This is a genomic window from Nonomuraea indica, from assembly GCF_002850745.1.
GTDB classification, from domain to species: domain Bacteria; phylum Actinomycetota; class Actinomycetes; order Streptosporangiales; family Streptosporangiaceae; genus Nonomuraea; species Nonomuraea indica.
On the sequence record NZ_KZ559469.1, the window covers coordinates 157,288 to 175,900 of the forward strand.

General features: G+C 68.1%; 20 protein-coding genes and 1 pseudogene. 9 read left to right on the forward strand and 12 right to left on the reverse strand.

Annotated elements, in window-relative coordinates:
• Nucleotides 1-501 precede the first annotated feature (501 nt).
• The 6 genes from CXR44_RS39385 to CXR44_RS12350 form a co-directional block, all read right to left on the reverse strand.
• Nucleotides 502-654, reverse strand: a complete 153-nt coding sequence (locus tag CXR44_RS39385; RefSeq protein WP_180903355.1) for a hypothetical protein — start codon at nt 652-654, stop codon at nt 502-504.
• 8 nt (nt 655-662) lie between these two features.
• Nucleotides 663-1,316, reverse strand: coding sequence for a tyrosine-type recombinase/integrase (locus CXR44_RS12330; protein ID WP_101785807.1), 654 nt, complete (start codon nt 1,314-1,316; stop codon nt 663-665).
• 938 nt (nt 1,317-2,254) lie between these two features.
• Nucleotides 2,255-2,734 (reverse strand): hypothetical protein, encoded by a 480-nt coding sequence (locus CXR44_RS12335; protein WP_144069938.1) that lies wholly within the window; start codon nt 2,732-2,734, stop codon nt 2,255-2,257.
• A gap of 583 nt (nt 2,735-3,317) precedes the next feature.
• Complete coding sequence (locus CXR44_RS12340; RefSeq protein WP_101785811.1) at nt 3,318-4,436, reverse strand: DUF418 domain-containing protein; 1,119 nt, start codon at nt 4,434-4,436, stop codon at nt 3,318-3,320.
• Between the two features lie 174 nt (nt 4,437-4,610).
• Complete coding sequence (locus tag CXR44_RS12345; RefSeq protein WP_101785813.1) at nt 4,611-5,123, reverse strand: hypothetical protein; 513 nt, start codon at nt 5,121-5,123, stop codon at nt 4,611-4,613.
• 254 nt (nt 5,124-5,377) lie between these two features.
• Nucleotides 5,378-6,295: a LysR family transcriptional regulator gene (locus CXR44_RS12350; RefSeq protein ID WP_101786579.1), complete on the reverse strand. Its 918-nt coding sequence runs from the start codon at nt 6,293-6,295 to the stop codon at nt 5,378-5,380.
• A gap of 269 nt (nt 6,296-6,564) precedes the next feature.
• On the opposite strand from CXR44_RS12350, the gene CXR44_RS12355 reads away from it, so the two are divergent.
• The 4 genes from CXR44_RS12355 to CXR44_RS12370 all read left to right on the forward strand — a co-directional run bounded on the left by CXR44_RS12355 (nt 6,565) and on the right by CXR44_RS12370 (nt 10,239).
• Nucleotides 6,565-7,059 carry a nuclear transport factor 2 family protein gene (locus CXR44_RS12355; RefSeq protein WP_219601768.1) on the forward strand — a complete coding sequence of 165 codons (495 nt, stop codon included), beginning with the start codon at nt 6,565-6,567 and terminating at the stop codon, nt 7,057-7,059.
• A 117-nt stretch (nt 7,060-7,176) separates the two neighbouring features.
• The gene (locus CXR44_RS12360; protein WP_101785815.1) at nt 7,177-8,064 is read left to right on the forward strand and encodes an alpha/beta hydrolase; all 888 of its coding nucleotides are present in this window, start codon (nt 7,177-7,179) and stop codon (nt 8,062-8,064) included.
• Complete coding sequence (locus CXR44_RS12365) at nt 8,061-8,879, forward strand: NAD(P)H-binding protein (RefSeq protein WP_101785817.1); 819 nt, start codon at nt 8,061-8,063, stop codon at nt 8,877-8,879. The genes CXR44_RS12360 and CXR44_RS12365 overlap by 4 nt, the downstream gene beginning before the upstream one ends.
• Before the next feature lie 34 nt (nt 8,880-8,913).
• Nucleotides 8,914-10,239: an MBL fold metallo-hydrolase gene (locus tag CXR44_RS12370; RefSeq protein WP_101785819.1), complete on the forward strand. Its 1,326-nt coding sequence runs from the start codon at nt 8,914-8,916 to the stop codon at nt 10,237-10,239.
• Between the two features lie 190 nt (nt 10,240-10,429).
• On the opposite strand, the gene CXR44_RS12375 is transcribed toward CXR44_RS12370, so the two are convergent.
• Entirely contained in the window at nt 10,430-10,798 is a 369-nt protein-coding gene (locus CXR44_RS12375; protein ID WP_219601769.1) for a nuclear transport factor 2 family protein, read from the reverse strand.
• Nucleotides 10,799-11,106: 308 nt separating this feature from the next.
• Here CXR44_RS12375 and CXR44_RS12380 point away from each other — a divergent pair, with 308 nt between their 5' ends.
• Nucleotides 11,107-11,376: a hypothetical protein gene (locus tag CXR44_RS12380; protein WP_180903357.1), complete on the forward strand. Its 270-nt coding sequence runs from the start codon at nt 11,107-11,109 to the stop codon at nt 11,374-11,376.
• Nucleotides 11,377-11,441: 65 nt separating this feature from the next.
• Here the strand turns inward: CXR44_RS12380 and CXR44_RS12385 are convergent, their stop codons facing one another.
• Nucleotides 11,442-12,263 carry a hypothetical protein gene (locus CXR44_RS12385; protein ID WP_101785821.1) on the reverse strand — a complete coding sequence of 274 codons (822 nt, stop codon included), beginning with the start codon at nt 12,261-12,263 and terminating at the stop codon, nt 11,442-11,444.
• A gap of 391 nt (nt 12,264-12,654) precedes the next feature.
• On the opposite strand from CXR44_RS12385, the gene CXR44_RS12390 reads away from it, so the two are divergent.
• The 3 genes and pseudogenes from CXR44_RS12390 to CXR44_RS12400 all read left to right on the forward strand — a co-directional run.
• Nucleotides 12,655-13,494 carry a helix-turn-helix domain-containing protein gene (locus CXR44_RS12390; protein WP_219601770.1) on the forward strand — a complete coding sequence of 280 codons (840 nt, stop codon included), beginning with the start codon at nt 12,655-12,657 and terminating at the stop codon, nt 13,492-13,494.
• Nucleotides 13,495-13,573: 79 nt separating this feature from the next.
• Nucleotides 13,574-14,140, forward strand: a complete 567-nt coding sequence (locus CXR44_RS12395; RefSeq protein ID WP_219601771.1) for a dihydrofolate reductase family protein — start codon at nt 13,574-13,576, stop codon at nt 14,138-14,140.
• A gap of 123 nt (nt 14,141-14,263) precedes the next feature.
• Nucleotides 14,264-14,599: pseudogene (locus CXR44_RS12400) on the forward strand (ISL3 family transposase); the annotation flags it as partial.
• Here CXR44_RS12400 and CXR44_RS39390 read toward each other — a convergent pair.
• The 3 genes from CXR44_RS39390 to CXR44_RS12410 all read right to left on the reverse strand — a co-directional run bounded on the left by CXR44_RS39390 (nt 14,530) and on the right by CXR44_RS12410 (nt 16,150).
• Nucleotides 14,530-14,955, reverse strand: coding sequence for a hypothetical protein (locus CXR44_RS39390; protein WP_180903421.1), 426 nt, complete (start codon nt 14,953-14,955; stop codon nt 14,530-14,532). The pseudogene CXR44_RS12400 and the gene CXR44_RS39390 sit on opposite strands and share 70 nt — an antisense overlap.
• A 251-nt stretch (nt 14,956-15,206) precedes the next feature.
• Nucleotides 15,207-15,830, reverse strand: a complete 624-nt coding sequence (locus CXR44_RS12405) for a hypothetical protein (protein WP_101785825.1) — start codon at nt 15,828-15,830, stop codon at nt 15,207-15,209.
• A gap of 86 nt (nt 15,831-15,916) precedes the next feature.
• A complete protein-coding gene (locus CXR44_RS12410; protein ID WP_101785828.1) occupies nt 15,917-16,150 on the reverse strand; it encodes a hypothetical protein in 234 nt (77 codons plus the stop codon).
• A gap of 644 nt (nt 16,151-16,794) precedes the next feature.
• On the opposite strand from CXR44_RS12410, the gene CXR44_RS12415 reads away from it, so the two are divergent.
• Nucleotides 16,795-17,424 (forward strand): ATP-binding protein, encoded by a 630-nt coding sequence (locus CXR44_RS12415; RefSeq protein WP_101785832.1) that lies wholly within the window; start codon nt 16,795-16,797, stop codon nt 17,422-17,424.
• A 323-nt stretch (nt 17,425-17,747) separates the two neighbouring features.
• On the opposite strand, the gene CXR44_RS41660 is transcribed toward CXR44_RS12415, so the two are convergent.
• The gene (locus tag CXR44_RS41660; protein ID WP_281260265.1) at nt 17,748-18,545 is read right to left on the reverse strand and encodes a hypothetical protein; all 798 of its coding nucleotides are present in this window, start codon (nt 18,543-18,545) and stop codon (nt 17,748-17,750) included.
• Nucleotides 18,546-18,613 lie beyond the last annotated feature (68 nt).

Genomic DNA, 18,613 nt, shown 5'->3' on the forward strand with positions numbered 1-18,613 from the left:
CCTCGGGAACATGCGGTTCAGCACGAAGTAGGCAGGCTGGACCATCTGGAGATCTTGGTGGCGCGTTGACACAGCTCTTCGGGTGGTTCCTCGGAGGGGGGCCATGGCTCCCAGCGTTACAGTGTTTCTGCCTCCGGCGGGGGCACTCCGGATCCGGGATGATCGCCGTGCGGTAGGCCGGGCCGTAGAGGGCTGGGGCGGAAGCCTGATCATCCCCCCCACCATCGACCCGGGACAAGCCGCGGATCCCGTCGATCAACTGCCGTCTGCTGAACAACGACGGCCGCCCTGCTCGTTTCGGCGCAGGCAGCAGCTTTTCCAGCACTGCCCACTGCGCATCGGTCAGGTCGAACCGCCGCGTCGCCGCTAGAGTGGCCACGAGGTCTCCGGTGTTCAGGTTGTTCTTGGTCGATCAACCCTCTTACCGGAGACCTCTCTCGTTGTCGATCTACGGGCGGCTCGGAACAGCCCACGCCACCACAGCAAACTTTGATACAGGCCCTAGCCCACGGGAGCGAGCACGCTTGCCGAGCCCCCGTCGTCCTCGTCGTCGGCCCTGCCGATGTGCCGGTCGATCGCGTCCGTGATCGCTTTGTCAGCACCTCGTACGGCGTGCTGACAGATCATCGCGGCGCGCACGTTACCGTGTCCCATCCGAGCCATCAGGTCCTTTGCCCGGCCCCGGATTCGGCCGCGAGCATGTTGCCCATGCGACGAAGATCATGGAAGTGCAGGCCGGGCATGCCCGTATCCCTCACCACGTCCACCCAGCGCGTACGGGTGTTGAAGCCGCTCCGCGGCAGCGGCCCTCCCTTCGCACCGGGGAAGAGCGGCGCGCCCGACTCGTTGCCGACGTAGGTGTTCAGGTGCTCTCGCAGCGTGGGGATGATCGATTGCGGGATGCCCACCACGCGCCGCCCTGCCTTCGACTTCGGAGGCCCGAGAACCAACTCACCCGTGGAACGCTCGACGAAGGCAGCCCGGACCCGAACCGTCGCCCCTTCCAGGTCGAGGTCACTACGGCGGAGCGCGCTCACCTCACCCCATCGCAGGCTCGCGAAGGTGGCGAGGAGAACAAGGGCGCGGAACCGGCGATCCTGGCTGCTGTCAGCCCGGCCGTCCGCTCCCATCGCCCACAGCGCCCGCAGCGCCCGCTCGGCATCGCCCCTGCCGGCGAAGACCTCAGGATGCGTGCGCATCTCGCCGTGCCGCTGGAACCTGAGCCGGTAGGCGCCGTTCTTGACCTTGCGGACGTTGCCGACCGGGCGACGGCCGACGCGGTCGGCCAGCTCGAAGACCTGGGCGACGGAGAGCACGGGGCGCTCCTCAGGGTGCTCGTCACCTGCCCCGCGGATGCGGCACGGGCTGCGCGGGATGATCAGCCATACGGGCTACTCTGCGGAGTTGTTCTCATAGGGATCAAGCGGCGGCACGGCGCGCCGCCGTACGCCCCGCGTCGACGTCCCCGCGCCGCGCTGCGGCCTGGGGGCCGGTCGCGGCGCGGGCGCCACGCGGGGCATCGCCGTAGACGCACCCCGCCGCACCCACGAACCCCGCCGACCAACGCCACGCCGCCGCCAGTTGCCCCGACCTACGGTGTCCCAGCAATCTTCTCCGATTCTGTTGCTGGGTCAGCCTGCGTAACAGCCCGCCACCACACTCCGCCGTCTGGCCGGGCATGTACCCTCGCCACCACGTGAGCCACGAACTCCTGCGGGAGCCGAATGCCATGCTCCCTCAAGTAGTGAGCCAACCCCTCGGGCCACACGTACACACCATCAGTGAAATCGCTCGCCCCGTTGGACTGACCGCATATCCGACAGGTGGACCACCCATATACGTCATCCACGGAATGCCCTGCTGAAGGTAGGAGATGACGAGATCACGCTCCCTCTCATCCCACCCGCCATCCACCAGCGCCGCTGGGTGCGGCCAACCCGGCTCAGCGTCGCTTCGCCAATAGCCGATCTGGCGTAGATCCATCGGGCTCTCCATTCCTGCCGGTAGGCCACGCACACGATATGCCTCCGGCGGGGAACTCCGGCTCCGGGATGATCGCCAGATCCAAGGGTGGAGCTCGTGAGTGGCTGAGGTGGAAGCCCGATCATCCCGCCCGCCATCGCCCCGGGACAAGCCGAGCAGACCAGGGCCAGGCGGGCGAGGAACGCGCGGGGCCGTGCATTGCACTCCTGGCTGATGCCAAGAGGCACATGATCACCCGTACTCCCTCCTCCGCTACGGTGTCATCGCTGGGTCAATCCCAATAGTTGAACATCAGTTCGCCGAGGGTCTCGGGCTTCCAATAGGCGATCTGTCGGCGTTCTGCACCGTCGAGGTCCGAGGTGTCGATCAAGTCGATAGGGGTCTCCAGTTCACTTCTCGTCAGAAGACGCAAGGTGCCCGAAGATGTCAACGCCACCTCAAGATCACTCCAGTCGTCGACGAAGACCACGTGACCTACCGGAACCCGAGCGAGCGCGATGTACGGCAAGTGCATATGCCCGAGCACTGCGGCGCTCAGCTCTCCACTCCTGATCACGGCCGTGTGGAAGTCCGGTGTGACCCCAGGCGGCGTGATCTCCAGAACCCTGCCGCGCACAAGTCGGGCCGCCTGGTGACAGACGGAGGCGAAGACTCGCGGATCCATCGATGGAAGCCGTTCCGTTCCCTGATCTCGGAACCCTGTAGCACCTCGTGGCGGGCGAATCACGCCGGATCCTCGTTCGATCGGCATCGACGCTCCCGGTTGCCGGTTCATGGACGACCTCAGCTTAGGATCCGGTTCGTGTCAGGGCCTCCATCGCTGTGCGCATCGTCGGGCCATTGGCGAGCCATCGGACAGGGTGACGAGGGGTCAGTCACGGTTACTCACGACCGGTCGAACGCCCAGACCAGCCGCCCGACGAGCCGTGATCGATGCACTTCCCAAACTGACAGCGCGGGTTCGATTCCCGTCACCCGCTCCACTTCATACTGTGACAGGCCTACCTCTCATGTGTGCGTGAAGGTTGTCACCCTTCCGGCCTTGCCACGTACGTGGTTCCTGGACCCGCAGCGCGAGGTCTACCTTGCCCGAATTGAATGACCGTAAGCCCGTGCCCGCTGCGTGCCCGTTCTCGTAGCGACCAGCGGGAAGTCACGGGCACTCGACCGGCACATGCCCAGGTCCTCGTTCTCCCAGGTCACACGGCGCGATCTTGAAAGGCTCCCAAGCTGACAGCGACCGTCACCGCCGGGGGCTTGGGATGCCGTTCTGGCGTGCGGTCGGCGGCGCCAATCAGGGGGACGGCGTCGTCATCACCGACATCGGCCCGCGCTCATGACGTCCTGGCCCGGCTGATGGGCGGGCGGCGGGCCCAGGTGGCCCAGCGCCAGAGCCACTCGATGGGGCCCTGACGGTAGCGGCGCAGCCAGAGGGCGGAGAACAGCCACTGGGCCGCCAGGATGGCTCCCGCGGTCCAGTACGCCGCTGTCAAGGACTGGCCGATCGGCAGGCCGAGGATGTGACTGGCCGCCAGAACCAGGAGTGTGGCGGTCAGATAACTGGTCAGTGCCATCCGGCCCAGTGGCGCGAAGACGAACTGCAGCGCCGGTCGCAGCGGCGTTCTGAGCAGGACCAGCAGGCCGCACACGTACACACCGACGAGTAACAGGTCGGCAAGGCTGGACATGGAAGGCAGGTACGTCGTGGCCCCCACGGCCCGCAGGCCGGCCTGTACCCACAGGGCAGAGGCCAGTCCCGCCGCGAAGAGCAGGCCCAGCAGGAGCGGCCCTCGGGTGGACCGCTCGATCTGCTCGATCACCCCGTAGCGGACCAGCGCCGAACCCAGCAGGAACAGCCCGGCGATCAGCAGGGGCCCGCCCCCGCCGAAGACCAGCGCCGCCGGGATGAGTGCGGCGGCGAGACCGGCCATGGCCCACCGCGGCAGCCAGGTCGAGGGCAGCAGCACCAGCATGCCGACGACGGCGTAGTCGGCCAGAACCTCGCCCGGCCACAGCAGCATGTGCCCGAGACCGATCGCGAGCAGCGCCCCCAGCCGGCGGAGCAGGACCAGCCGGGGACGGGGGACGCGGTTCGCGGCGGAGTCCAGCAGCAGCGCGAACCCGATGCCGAACAGCAGCGAGAAGATCGGCAGTCCGAGCCAGGGGTCCCAGTCGCCCATGGGCTGCGCCACGACGGCGGAGCTGCCGGTGGCCATGAGCTGGATGTTGGCGAGCAGGATCTCGCACAGCGCGAACCCGCGCAGCACGTCGAGCGCGACGATCCGGGGCCGGCCCGAGGAGAGCGCAGCGGTCCGGGGCCGGCCGGACGCGAGCGCGGCGGTCTGAGGCCGATCGGGGGAGGCGGCGGCCGGCCCGTCGTACGGGAGACGGTGGCCGGGATGGCCGGCCGGGCCCTTGGAAGGCGATTCCTGGGGGAGATCTTCGCGTGGCATGGGGCCTCATCCTGCAGAGCCACCCAGGGGACAGCACCAGTCGAAAGCAGGGTCCGCAGCACCCGAGCTCATACTTTCGGCCGTTCATCGGCGGGGACGGGTCGCCTGGCTTCAGCGATCACGGAGGCCCCGTTCCGGTAGCTCCTGATCTCGGAAGGGGCGCGCGGGTGTCTCTCAATCCGTGGGTTCAGCGATCACCGGCCCCGGATCAGTCGGTTCGACCATCAGGACCACCCGGCCGGCCTCGACATCGAACCCGAGGTCCGGACGACCAGAGGAACCCTGCGGACTCATCAGCACAGACTTCCCGAGACGCTGTCCGATCAGGCGGAGGACAGCCACCAGGACATCCAACCGCTCCTGCCCTTGCAGTTCTCTGAGGTCGACGTCGAAGTCAATCGACTCGGCCTGATACACCCGGAAAATCATCAGGACCTCAGGGATCGGCCAGACTCTCAACACAGGCGTGGTGTCGGCGGATGCAGCGGCGAGCATGTCAGCAGCCGAAGCAAGCTCCATCGGCTCGCCACTCAGCGAGTAGGCGTACTGCCAACCCTGCGACTGAACAAGATCAAGCAGCGCCTGCCAGTCCTCGGCAGTCGTTCCTTCTACGACCACGTCGGGCAACGTTCCGTTGATATCGGGGTCGAAGAGGCATTTCACGTCATCCCACAACAGGTCAGACACAGTACACATCATCCCTGAGGAACTTCCGCCGGGAGATACTCCAGCTCCGGATCAGCGGCTGATAGTCGGGCCATTGGCGGGGCGGGAGCAATCCGCTGCTACAGGGACCGTGATCGGTGCAGTTCCCCAGCTGACAGTGCGGGTTCGATTCCCGTCACCCGCTCTCAGGGCGAAAGCCCACGCTGCCGGACGTCGTCCGCACACTGTTGGACCCGCGCGGCCGTTCCGGTGTCCCGCTACGTCCGCGTACGGCGTCACGCGGCGTGGAGACGTTGATCGTGGCCGGTGACGGCGCGGACCTCGGCGATCAGGCGCGTGATCAGGGGCTGAGGGGCGCGGTCGGTCCACACCACGGCGAGGTCGAAGCGTTCGGCGTCGGTGACCGGGATCCAGCGCACGTTGCCGGCGGGCAGCAGCGCCTCCAGCGGTTGAGGGGGGAGCCAGATGCCGCGGCCTCGGCCGACTTCCAGCAGGCAGTCCTCCACCAGGGGCACGATCGGGCCGCGTGGCGCGGGACTGCCGTCGGGCCGGGGGTCTGCGAGCCAGAACCGCTCGGCTTCCGCAGACGTGAGCACGTCCGGCCGCAGAACCGGGTCGTCGGCGAGGTCGGCGAGGCTCACGGCCGGGCGATCGGCCAGGGGATGGCGGGTGGACAGCACCACGGCCCGGGGATCACTGCGCACGACCGCGTGATGAAGCCCGGCGCCACCGACCGGCAGCCACATGAAGGCCGCGTCCGCGCGCCCTTCGCCGAGAAGCTGGAGTTCGTCCTTGGGGTGGCGCGCAGCGGTCAGCGTCACTCGCAGACCTGGAACCGCCTGCTCCAGGGCGTCGGCCACATCGATGGCGAACAGGGAGGTGGCGGCGGGGCAGCAGGCCAGCCGAAGGGTGCCGGCCTGGGAGCCGGCCGCGGCGCGTACCCGTTCGGCCAGGTGTGCGACGTCGTCGACGATCGCCGCGCCACCGGCAGCGAGCTCCTCCCCGGCGGCGGTGAGCAGAACGCCGCGTGAGGTGCGCACGAGCAGGACCACACCCAGGGCTCGTTCCAACTGCCGTACGTGCGTCGACACCGCTTGCTGCGTCAGGTGGAGCACCGCCCCGGCGCCGGTGATGGACCGCTCCTGAGCTACGGCCAGAAACGATCGCAGGTGCCGAAGATCGATGTCGCCCACGGTCATCACCCTAACCGGTGACAGCGATCCGCTGTGCTCGGCACAATCCATCGTTGTTTCCTCCAGCGGCACTGCCGCGGCCAGAATCGTCCCGTCGGCCGGAACGACGCGGCGCGGCCCGCAGGGCGCGCCACAAGCGTCCCAGGCCCTCCACCCATGACCCCTGGCACAGCAGCACGTCCGGCTCGCCTCGCGGGGCCGGTGAGGCGGGCGCGGCCTGATCCGAAATCAAGATCGACGCTATGAGACGCTATGACAGGAGGGGTCCGGTGAGCACGATCGACCTTCCCGCCGTGGGAGCGGGCATGCTGCACCTCATGGAGCGCCAGGCCGTGGTCGAGGCGTGCACGCGTATGGCGTGGCACGCGGACCGACGCGAGTGGGAGGCGCTGAAGGCCGTGTTCGCCGACGAGGTGCGGCTGGACTACACGAGCCTGAACGGCGGCGAACCGGCCGTGCTGTCGCCGGGGCAGATCGTGGACGCCTGGTCTCGAGTGCTGGGCGGGTTCGACGCCACCCAGCACCTGATCGCCAACCATCTGGTGACGATCGAGGACGACACCGCCGTCTGCACCGCGTCGTTCCAGGCCACCCATCGGCTGGCGAACCCGTTCGGGGCACCGCTGTGGACGCTCGGTGGCACCTACCGGTTCGACCTGCTCCGCGCCGACGGCGCATGGAAGATCAGCGGCGTCGTGATGACGGCGACATGGGCCGACGGCAACAGGGACCTGATGGCGTCGGCGGCCAGAGCGGCCGAATGATCAGGCGGCTGGCGGCAGCGAAGGGCTCGCCCGCCACCGGGCCGTCACGGCTTCGGCCCCGGCCATGAGCCGCGCGGGCCTGGCCCACATCAACCGATCAGCAAGAGAGGACAGTTCGTGACGACCAAGCAGAGGGTCACCTTCCCCAGCGGGGAGGCAACCCTGACCGGCAACCTGTTCCTGCCCGACACCGAGGCCCCGGTCCCGGGGATCGTGGTGGCGGGCACGTGGACCAGCGTCAAGGAGCTGATGGCCGACCGGTACGCGCAGCGGCTCGCCGAGCGCGGCTACGCCGCCCTGTCGTTCGACTTCACCGGCTTCGGCGAGTCCGGAGGCGAACCACGCGACGTGGAGGACCCCACCCGCAAGGTGCGCGACATCCACCACGCCGTGACGTTCCTGACCACCCACCCGGCGATCGACGGCGACCGGCTGGGCGCCCTGGGCATCTGCGCCGCCGCCATGTACATGGCCGACAACGCCGCCCACGACCCCCGGATCGGCTCCCTCGCCCTGGTCGCACCCTGGCTGCACGATGCCGCCATCTGCGAGGCCGCCTACGGGGGCGCGGACGCGGTCACCCAGAAGATCAAAACGGCTCGCGACGCCCGCGCCCGGTTCGCCGAAACCGGCGAGATCGACTACGTCCCGGTCGTCTCGACCACCGATCCGCACGCCGCCATGCCCTACGACATCGACTTCTACCTCAACCCGGCCCGCGGCGGCATCCCCGCCTGGCCCAACCGCTTCGCCGTGATGGCCTGGGAGGACTGGCTCACCTACGACTCCATCACCCTGGCCCCGCAGATCACCCAGCCCACCCTGCTCGTCCACAGCCAGGACGCCGCCATCCCCGACGGCGCCCACCGCTTCCACGCCGGACTGGCCGGCCCCAAGGACATCTACTGGACCCAGGGCACCCAGTTCGACTTCTACGACCAGGAGCCACAGGTCACCCTCGCCACCGACACCGTGGCAGCCCACTTCGGCAGGTCGCTGCGATGATCCTCGTCACCGGAGCCACCGGGAACGCCGGCGGTGAGGTCGTCCGAGCCCTCGTCCGCGCGGGAGAGCCCGTACGCGCGCTGGTGCGCGCCCCCGCCGACCTGCCGGTCGAGCAGACTGTCGGCGACTTGAACGAGCCGGACTCGCTCACCTCCGCCCTCGACGGCGTCCGCGGAGTGTTCCTGCTGCCCGGCTACCGCGACATGCCCGGCCTGCTGGCGCGGATGCGGCAGGCCGGGGTGGAACGGGTGGTGCTGCTGTCCAGCCCGGCCAGCGTCGCCACCGACACACGCAACGCCATCTCCGAGTTCATGATCCGCTCCGAGACGGCGGTGCGGGAGTCCGGGCTGGCCTGGACGTTCCTGCGCCCCAACGCCTTCATGTCCAACGCCTTGCGCTGGCTGCCCCAACTGCGCGCCGGCGACGTCGTCAAGGACGCCTTCGGCGACGTCGCCATCGCCTCCGTCGACCCCTACGACATCGCCGCCGTGGCCGTCCGCGCCCTGCTCGACCCCGGCCACGCGGGGAGCGTCCACGAGTTGAGCGGCCCGCAGCAGCTCCGGCCCGCCGAGCGCCTGGCCGTCCTGGCCAAGGTGCTCCACCGCGATCTGCGCTTCCACGCCCTCACGGACGAGGAGGCCCGAGCCGACATGACCGGACGCGTACCGAAGGAGTACATCGACGCGTTCTTCAGCTTCTACAGCGACGGGACCCTGGACGAGTCCCGGATCCACCCCACCGTGGAGAAGGTGACCGGGCATCCGCCCCGCACCTTCGAGCAGTGGGCAGAGGCCCACGCGGACGACTTCCGGTGAACTTCCCGCATACCCAGCTTCACGAAGGCTTCAGATGAACCACCTTGTGCGGCGCATTCTCGCCGCGGGCTCCGCCGCCGCATGCGCGACAGCGCTGGTGGCGGGCTGTTCGACCGACGACAGGTCCGAGGCGCCGGCCGCGAGCGAGAGTCAGCCGGGACGCTTCGCCTCCCCGAACCCGGGTTCGGTCAACACCTACTGGATCCAGGCGCCGCAAGGCTTGGTCCTCATCGACACCCTGCGCACGCCGGCCGATGCCCGGAAGGCGATAGCGGAGATCAGGAAAACCGGCCGGCCCGTCGCCGCCATCCTGCTGACCCACCCCCACCCCGACCATGTGGGCGGTGCCGGCGCCTTCCGGGAGGCGTTTCCCCAGGCTCCGATCCACGCGTCCAAGGCGACCGACAAGGCGATGCGGGAGGACAAGCGAGGCTTCTACCCGCTGGCCCGCTCGGCGAACACCGAATTCCCGTCCAAGCTCACCTACGCCGACCGGACCTTCGAGAACGGCGCATCGGTGCAGGTCGGCGGTCTTCGGCTGGAAACCGCCGAATTCGCCGAGGGTGAGTCCGACACCGCGACCGTCTACTACCGTCCCGACACCGGCGACCTCTTCTCCGGCGACCTGGCGGGCAGCAAGGTCACACCCGCGCTGATCGAGGGGAACAGCTGCGGCTGGCTCCAGACCCTCGACGAGCTGGGCCGGCGTTTCGCCGGGGCCAAGACGATGTACCCGGGGCACGGAGCTCCGGGCCCGACCCGGGCACTGATCGACGAGCAGCGCCGCTACCTCCAGCGATTCCGCGGCCTCGTCCGCCCGGCCGTGGCCTCGGACTCCGCCAAGGGCAAGGCGGTCGCCCCCGACGAGCAGAAGTCGATCATCGGCGAGTTGGATCGCACCTACCCCGGCCATCCGCCGGTAGCGGACCTTCCGACCATCGTGCAGGAGAACATCAAGGCCGTCGCGCGGGAGATGGCCGCCGAGGATCCCGCGAAGACTCCCGCCGCCTGCTCGGACAAGACGCAGCAAGGGACGGACGAGCTGGTGGCGCCGGTGAGCGCCTACGTCGGCGCGGTCAACGACGGGAACCTCGACGCCCTGGCGGGAGCCTTCGCCGCCGACGCCGAACTCATCGACGTCGGGCGGCGATTCACGGGCCGCGCCGCGATCCGCGCCTGGGCGGAGAACGAGGTCATCGGCGGAAAGCTGACCGTCCTCGAAGTCGCGGAGTACCGGCCGGGGTACCAGCGCCTCCTGGTGCGCTTCGCCCCTGGCGGTTCCGGGGGGTTCGAGGCCTACTACGCCTTCACCGTGAACGGCTCGTCCATCACCAAGGCCGAACTCACCTACGCTGACTGACCGACCGGCGTCCGGGACCGGTAGGGGTCGAGGACGAAGCCGACCTTCAACCTCGATCCTGCCGCACGCCCACCCTCATGCCGTACGCCCCGGCCGCGACTCACTCACCATCAGCTTCACCCACGTGCTGAACCTGCTCACCAAGCACTGCTCGGCTCCAGCATGCAGACCGGCTGATTTGCCGGACTCGTCAGTACGCGCTCAACGTCCCCTGGTGGAAGTACACCCGCCACCCCTTCTCCACCGAATACCGCCACAACGAGCTACGGCGCGCCCGCCGGCCATTGTTGTTCGAGACATAAGTCAGGTGAACCAAGCCGGGCGCAAGCAGCACCCCTGTCATCTCGGTCGCCTCAATAGGGGCCGGCAACGGCTCTGGGTCTTCTGTAAGCGCCGCGATGATGGAATCACGGTCCCACAGACGTCCCGAGGCTCCGATCTCCACGAATTCGGGATCTATCAAGTCACCCATGAGACTCGCCGAACACCTGACTTCCTGCTCAAGAAGACGAAGTTCTCCGGCTATGGCGGCCTGAATCGAAGCCTCCTCGCTCATCATGGCGCTCAACCTACAACCGACGCCTCCGGCCGGGGGCACTCCGGCTCCAGGATGATCACCGGGCGCAGGACCGGGGCGGGGAGCAGAGGGTGCGGGCCCATGGCCACCAACCCCTCGCCCAACCTCAGAGGGCGGATCTCACCGCGAGAGGCGGCGCGGCGCCCGGTCAGCTCGTTCGGGTTCACGGCGAACGGCCATACGACGATGCCCCATGTGGCGCTGGCACGATAACGGCCCCATGCCGCACGCCCGCTCCCGTGTCGAAATCCGATGTTCGCGGTCGACGGCAGGGCTGCCATAGTCGTTGAATGGATCATCGTTTCCGCGCCTGGGTCTTGCGGCGGTTACGGTCGCTGGCATGGCTGGAGTTGCTCAACATCCCCCTTCAGGCGGTGATCTGGTTCGGCTCGGTGGGACTTCCGGTGACAGTGGCGAACAGTGTGGGCTTCGGGTTGTTCGCGCTTCTCATGCTGGAGGGTGCGGGGTATTGGTTCGCCAAAATCCGCCAGATCACCACGCACGACAAGTCCCTCCCAGGAGCTGAAGCCTTCGTGGTAGCCCGCCTACGGCACCCATGATGAACCGGCGTGCATGCGCCTGACCAGGCCGGAGACGTCCACGACGACCTGCCGGTGACGGCGGACTAGTAGTCGACGTCGGCTTCGTCGATGACCTGGTCAGCGGGAGGGGCCGTGATGGTGACCTCGGAGCCCCAGCCGGTGTAGCGGGTGTCGCTCGACGCCTTGTGGAACATGCCGTCACTTCCTCTGCTGGTGACCAGGCGGGTGACAAGTCCTGTACGGTTCACCCAGAGCCGCCATGCGATTTTCAGTCGCCCTTCTTTGCCGCCCGGTTCGAAAAGGAACCTCTGGTCGCGAAAAGAGCGGGATGCCTTGTAGAGCTCGGCCTGGGTGACAACGCCTCCGTACTGGACGCCGCCCTGGTCGGGTAGGCGGCGGGCAGCGGAGCGTAGCAGGAGCGCCAAGGTGCCCGGTTCCAGTACGTTGAGGTCTTGGTCGCCGAAGGCGGCGTGCCATTTCTGGGGCCTGTGTGAGCTGGCGCGCACCCACTTCTTGCCTTCGGGGAGGTTCTCATCGGCTGGGGTGGCGTCGAAGTGGTAGTACGTTTCTCCGACGCTGATCATGTGCCGTACGTTGACGGGATCGGACTTCTCCAAAGGCGGGCGGACGGTCGCGCGCCGTACGAAGTGCGCGCCCACTATTCCGGAGGGGCCGAACTGTAACGTGCCTTTGCGGCGCACGGTCACCGTCCGCTTCGCTCTCAAGCTCAAGCGGACGGTCTCAGCGACCCGAACGCCGCGCCCGGCTCGGAACTGCTGCCTGAGCGCGTTCACCGGGTCAATCGCGGAGGAGGAGACAACACTCGCCTGCGCGGTCGTCATGTTCGCCGGCACAGTGAGCACCGTCCCCGCGACGCACGCTAAACCGGCGATGAAATGCTTCACGTGGTTACTCCCGGAGACGCCTCTCATTCCCTATGAGAGGAATGAGAGCCATCCTGGCAGACCACAGTTGTGATCAGTCATCCAGACGCCGCCCTCGCGCGGGGCGCTCCAGCTCAACGGTGCCGCCTCATCCACCAAGGGCGCCGTCCCGGCTGCTGATGCGTGTCCAGTACGGGAACACCGGCAAAAGCCGCTTCATACTGAGCCCGTTGGAACACGAACGGACCCAGGCCATCGAGATCTTCGAGGACTCTTCACAAAGTGGGGTGTAGTCGGGGCCTGAAATCCGCCGGGGCGCCCGTCAGGGACGGCGTCGGCTCGATGCCGGCGCCGGCGCGGCCGGACCGTCCCGGCGCGCGATGCCAGGCGGGCCGTCGGCGATGATGTGGCTGTGCAGTATGTGTCCAGAGTGCCGCGTCCGCCGCTGGACGAGCTGATCGACGACCTCTACTACCTGGAGGGCGCGCCGCCGTACTCCAGGTTGATGCTGCCGGCGGCGCCGGCGCCGTTGCTGATAGTCAATCTCGGGGCGCCGTTCCTCATCCGCGCCAGCTCCGCCGACGAGGCGGCGGAGTACGCCGACGGCTGCGCGGTCGTCACTCCCACCCGCGCGTGGGAGTTCGGCTATCCGACGCCGACGCAGTCCGTTGGTGTCCACTTCAAGCCGTGGGGTCTGGCGCCGTTTCTTCCGATGCCCGCGGCCGAGTTGTGTGACCGACCGGCGACGTTGGAGCAGATCCGGGGCCACCGCGCGACCGGTGAGCTACGAGACCGACTGGCCGTGGCGGACTCACCGCAGGACATACTCACGTTGCTCGAGGACGAACTGGTGCGACGACTGCGCACGATCGACGGTCTCGACCTCGTCCGTCAGATGAGCAGCGCCATCGCGGCGACCGGCGGGACTGTGCCGATCAGCGACCTCGGCGTGGCAGCCCGCGCCAGCAGTACCTATCTGGCGAAGCGGTTCAAGGCCATCGTCGGCGTCACGCCGAAGAGGCTGGCTCGCAGCTATCGCTTCAGTTCCACCGTGCTGGCGATCGACGTTGCCGCCCCGATCGACTGGAGCGAGGTCGCCGCTGACGCGGGCTACTTCGACCAGGCCCACTTCGGGCGCGAGTTCCGGGAGTTCACGGGTCTCACGCCGACCCGGTACGCCGAGGTCCGGCGGCGGTTCCTGCGCGATTACCCCGGACACGCCTTGGACGGATGGCCACTGCCGGCCGATTGATTTCGTACAAGAACGAGCACTCGCTCCGCACAAGACTCGGACCTCCGAACAGAGGAGGAAACCCGTGGGAAAAGTTGTCATGAGCGCGTCGGTCTCGGTGGATGGTTTCATCGCAGCGGAGAACGACGATCCCGGCCCGATCTTCGAGTGGCTGGTCAGCGGTGACGTGCCGTTGGACGACAGTGGCGTCCTGAAGGTGTCGCAGGCGTCCTACGACCACACCCGGCCGTACTGGGACGAGATCGGAGTGACAATCGCCGGGCGGCACGTCTTCGACATCACCGACGGCTGGGACGGGACACCTCCCAGCGGGGTCGACCACGCGGTCATCGTGACGCATCGGCCGGCGCCCGAGGGCTGGGACCCCCAGGCGCCCTTTCACTTCGTCGACGGCATCGAGGCAGCCGCGGCCAAGGCGCGGGAGCTTGCGGGTGACCGCACTGTCGAGGTCGCCGCCGGCGACGTCGGAGGGCAGATGCTTGCCGCCGGGCTAGTCGACGAGGTGCGCATGGACGTTGTGCCCGTCGTGCTCGGGTCCGGCAAGCGCTACTTCGGCTCCAACCGCGGGCAGCACCTGTTGGAGGATCCAGACGTGGTGATTCACGGCAACCGGGTGCTTCACCTGCGCTATAGGGTGCGCCGTTGACCGATCTGAGGGGGTACGCGAAGAAGCCACTGCGACGGTGACACGAGGTCGGGCCTCCGGCTGCGTTTGTGCATCGCTGTCCCGGCATGGAAGCCGAGGTCTTCCAGATTGGTAGACCTCGACTTGTCTGACGCTACCTTCGCCTGCCCTGACCTGACCAAGTTCTGCCGGCCCGATGAGCTCGGCCTGGCCGTCACCGGCCGACTACGCAAGCCCGACCGTGCGGTGCTGGCGTGCCGGGTCGTCGAGCCGGACCGGTGGTGCCGTCGGGGTGGTTGCGAAGGCGTACCGCACGACACCGTGACCCGGGAGCCGGCCCACGAGCCGCTGGGCTGGCGGCCGACGACGCTCGTGGTGACCGTGCGCCGCTACCGGTGTACCGGTTGCGGTCACGTGTGGCGCCAGGACACCTGGCTCGCAGCTGAGCCGCGAGTGAAGCTGCCGCGTCGCGGTTCCAGGCTGTGATCGGGGAGCTGCCGGTACTGGGCCACGTTCGTCGGATGCAGGGCCGGTTCATCCCAGTCGATCGCGGTCACCTCGTCCCAGGTCAACCACGTGACACCGAAGGCGGCATCCCCCCATTCCGCCAGCTCCGCCTTGGTGGTCTCCGCGGCGTCCTGGGGGAGCCCGCGATCGGCCGCGATCGGCCGCCAGTGGCCTGAGCTCCGGACGCCGAAGAGGCAATCGAAGACAGCGTATTCTCTCCCCGCCAACAACAGCCCCAGCGGGATCGCAGCGCACCAAGCGGTCTCACCGACATCGAGGCCGCGAGTCCACGTGCGGCACTCGATGAAACCGTGGATGTCGGTCCCCATGCCGGGATCCTCTTGCTCGCGCGGGGGTGCTGTCCAACCCTTTACGATCTTACGTACGGTCTGCCGGGCCGTACTCGCTGCGTGCACCTGCGAACGGCGATCAGCGAGGAGCCGTGAGAGCTCGCGGTCGATCCACCGAATCGGCTCAGATCCGCGTTTCCCCTGGCCACATGCTGTGATCTCGAAGGGTCATCGGGGAGTGCTCCTCTGACTGTGCTTCTACGCCCGTCCCCCATGCGTGCGCGGCGCGATCAAGGCAGTTCACCGACTGGCGCGACGGTGTGCGTCCCATCGCCGGTGCACTGCCAAACGGCCATCCCGTCTTCGTAGCCGGCGTGCAGGCCACGGTGGTGAGCGGCGCAGACAGGCCAGACGTTCAAGGTCATCGCCATGATCGTCTCCTGGACGGCATCAGCGACTTCCCTGAGCGCCTCTTGAGCGCTACCGCCCCAGAGGGGTTCGATGCCGTTGCCATGCCAACCACCCTGGAACTCCACCCAGGCGCGACCCATGCTGTCCCACTCGTGCGTGACCAGGCGTAACGTACTGGTGATTCCTCCGGCGCGAACGTCGCGCTCCACGACCTCCAGCGCATGCTCCAGCGTCGCCCACAGACGGGGTTCGAGGGCGAAGCTCGGCGTGAAGTCGACGTCGCGCAGAAGATCCTCGCCCAGGCGGATGAGGTCGGTCGCGGTCAGCTGGGCCGCGGGGCGTTCGAGGAGCTCCCGCGTAGCCGGAGTACTTTCACCCCATTCCTCCCGTAGGTACGCCAGTTCGAGGACGGGCTCGGCTTCTAGGCCGCCATCGCGCACTGCCGTGTAGATGCGGCCCATCAACGCGTTCTCCACCTGTACGGCCTGCTCTTCGGAGTGCACGCTGCAGTTTTGCCCATTCCATGAACCACGCCAAGCGGCATTTCCCCCGCGATACTGTGACGATTGCGGGGCGTGAAGCCGGCCCGTCAGTCGTCGGGCTGGCGACGGCGCTCCCCGGTGCCGGCCTTCCTGCCTTTCGCCCAGACGGGTGGCACCCACATGCACGGTTCGTCGCCGTCTCCGACGGTGCCCGCCTCGTCCTGCTCCCAGGCGTCGAAGTAACCGTCATAGAACGGGTCGGCGAATTCGCGACCGATCGACTCCGCGAGCCACGACGCGAAGGTGATGTCCTGAGGGAAGAGCGCATGGTCCAGCAGCACAGGTTGGGATCCCAGCCCCACATCGCGCCCGCAGGGTCACGGCAGTCCAGCACCGAGGCGATCGCACACCCCCAGTCCAACAGCTGGATCATGCCGGCTCGTCGTCCGTAGGACTCGGTTCGGAAGGCCACGGCCGATTCCGTGATGTCCGCGAAGATATCGCTGCTCCAGAAGTCATGGCCCCGTACGCCGATGATGCCGCCCCGAGGACCGAAACCTCCGTTTCCCACCTCCAGATACAACCGCCGTAGCAGCGAAGGAAGGGGGTGACCGATCGCTTCCTCAGCCTCGGCAACCGCCTCACGGGAGGCCACCGGCAGGACCTCGGGCCCGGGGTCTGACCGGATCGCTTCGAAGATCTCATCCTCGGTCATGGAGGGGACCGCTGGAGGAGGCGCCGAGAGTCGTTCACGTACATGAGGTTGCATGCTGCCAGTTTCGGCCGACGATGCCGGAATGCCGCGACGGTATCCTCGCCGACTTGCCACAGCCGCACTGCGGCTCGACTGCCAGAGCAGTTCAACTTCGACCAGTCGGTGGGACCGCTCAGGGCGGGTCAGCGGTGGGCTTCCGGGCCGGCTCCTGGCTTGCGAGGGGTGGTCTCGATCTTCGTGGTCCGGGTTGTCCCGATCTAGACTTCCACGATGAGCCAGTCAAGGAACTCCTGGCGTAACACCACGCACGACTGGGCGAGCGGCGTGGACGTCGAGCACCTCGCGCGGATACGTGCGGATCCGGCCGTGTTCGCTCCCGACGGCCTCCGGCATCTGATTCTCGAGGTGGTCGCCTACGCGGCCGACGAGGCGGAGAGCAACGGCGGGGGGCGCTGCACCATCACGCTTCACCCCGACGGCTCGGTGTCCGTGGCAGATGACGGGCGAGGCACCGACACCCGCTTCGACGACCAAGGACGCGCCGTGAAGAAACCCGTCATGGCGTCGAAGGACCTCCGGTTCTTCGACCACCCCGAGAGACAGTCGCTGCCTGACGGTCATCCGCGCCGGGGGATGTCCGTCGTCGCGGCGCTCAGCGAGTGGCTCGTCCACACCAACCGGCGGCGCGAGGGAGCCTGGACACAGCGCTACGAACACGGCGTTCCCGTGACCGGTCTGGTGCCGATCGCGGACGGCGGCGTCACCGGGACGGTCGTGCACTTCCGTCCCGACGGGCGCCTGCCAGGTCCTGCGCAGGCGGAGCTGGTCGGCGAGCTGGTCCGGTGTCCCGGCGCTTGGGGGGTGCTGTCGGTCGACCTGGACGACCTGCGCGCTCCGTGACAGCCGATCGAGCTTCGTACGGCCCACGCGCGATCAGCCGAGTCCTCGGCTTCCGCAGGTCACCCGCCGCAGGAGGCGCGAGACCGCTCATGCCTGCCTGTTCGCTCCTCCGGATCAGGTGGTCCGCGGGCTTGTGCGGGTGGCCCAGGGGGAGCGCACGCGAGCGCGTCTGCTCGGCCGTACGCGACGCGTGCGGTGTCTGTGGAACGTGACAGGGGTGGGATGGTCGCCGGCCCGCTCCACGTGGCTTGGCCGGACGTGAGGAGAACGGCGGAGGGCCCGGATCGCGTTGATCCGGGCCCTCCGCCGTTCGGGGTGGCGGGTCAGCCGGTGACCGGGATGTTGGTCTTCACCGGCGTCGGGGTGGGTGCCGGCTTGGGGTCGTCCTGCGTCACCGTGACCTTCTCGTCCCACTGGGTCCACTCGTGGATCACCGTCCCGGGGTCGCCCTTGCCGGGGTGGGTGGGAGTCGGCGTGCTGCTCGGCTTCGGCGTGGACGTCGAGGGGGGCGTCCGCGTCGGCGTGGGGGTCGCGGTGGGGGTGGACGTGGGGGTGGACGTGGGGGTGGACGTGGGGGTGGACGTGGGAGTCGCCGTCGGGGTGGACGTCGGAGTCGGCGTGACCGTGGGCGTGACTGTCGGCGTGGGCGTGGGCGTGACCGTCGGCGTGACCGTGGGCGTCGGGGTGGGCGTCGGGGTGGGCGTCGCCGTGGGGGTGGGGGTGGGGGTGGACTCGCACCTGACCCAGAACACCTTGTGCTTGGGTGCGCCGTGCTTCCCCTTGAAGGTCCAGAACAGCTTGTAGTGCCCGTTCGGCAGAGTCATGTCGACGGTACGGCCGTGCCCGTCCTCGTCGAGCACGAGGGAGCCGGTCTTCACCGTGGTCCCGTCGCCCGTGGGCGGCCAGGACCTGATCTCCCAGCTCACCCGTTCCACCTCGTCGAAGTTGAACCCGACCAGGTAGAACACGCAGACGTGCGGCTCGTCGCGCCGGTCGTCCTCCGGCGTCGTCCACTCATGGATCTTGACGTCGCCGTTGTCACCGGGCGGCCCCGACTGGACCGCTCCCGCTGCGGCCGAGTGGGAGACGGCGAGCACTGAGAGGGCCGCCACCGCGAGCATGAGGACCGCTGTAGCCCAGCGACGGACTGAGGAGAGTCTGGGGGGTGTCACGTGCGCACCTCGAGGTG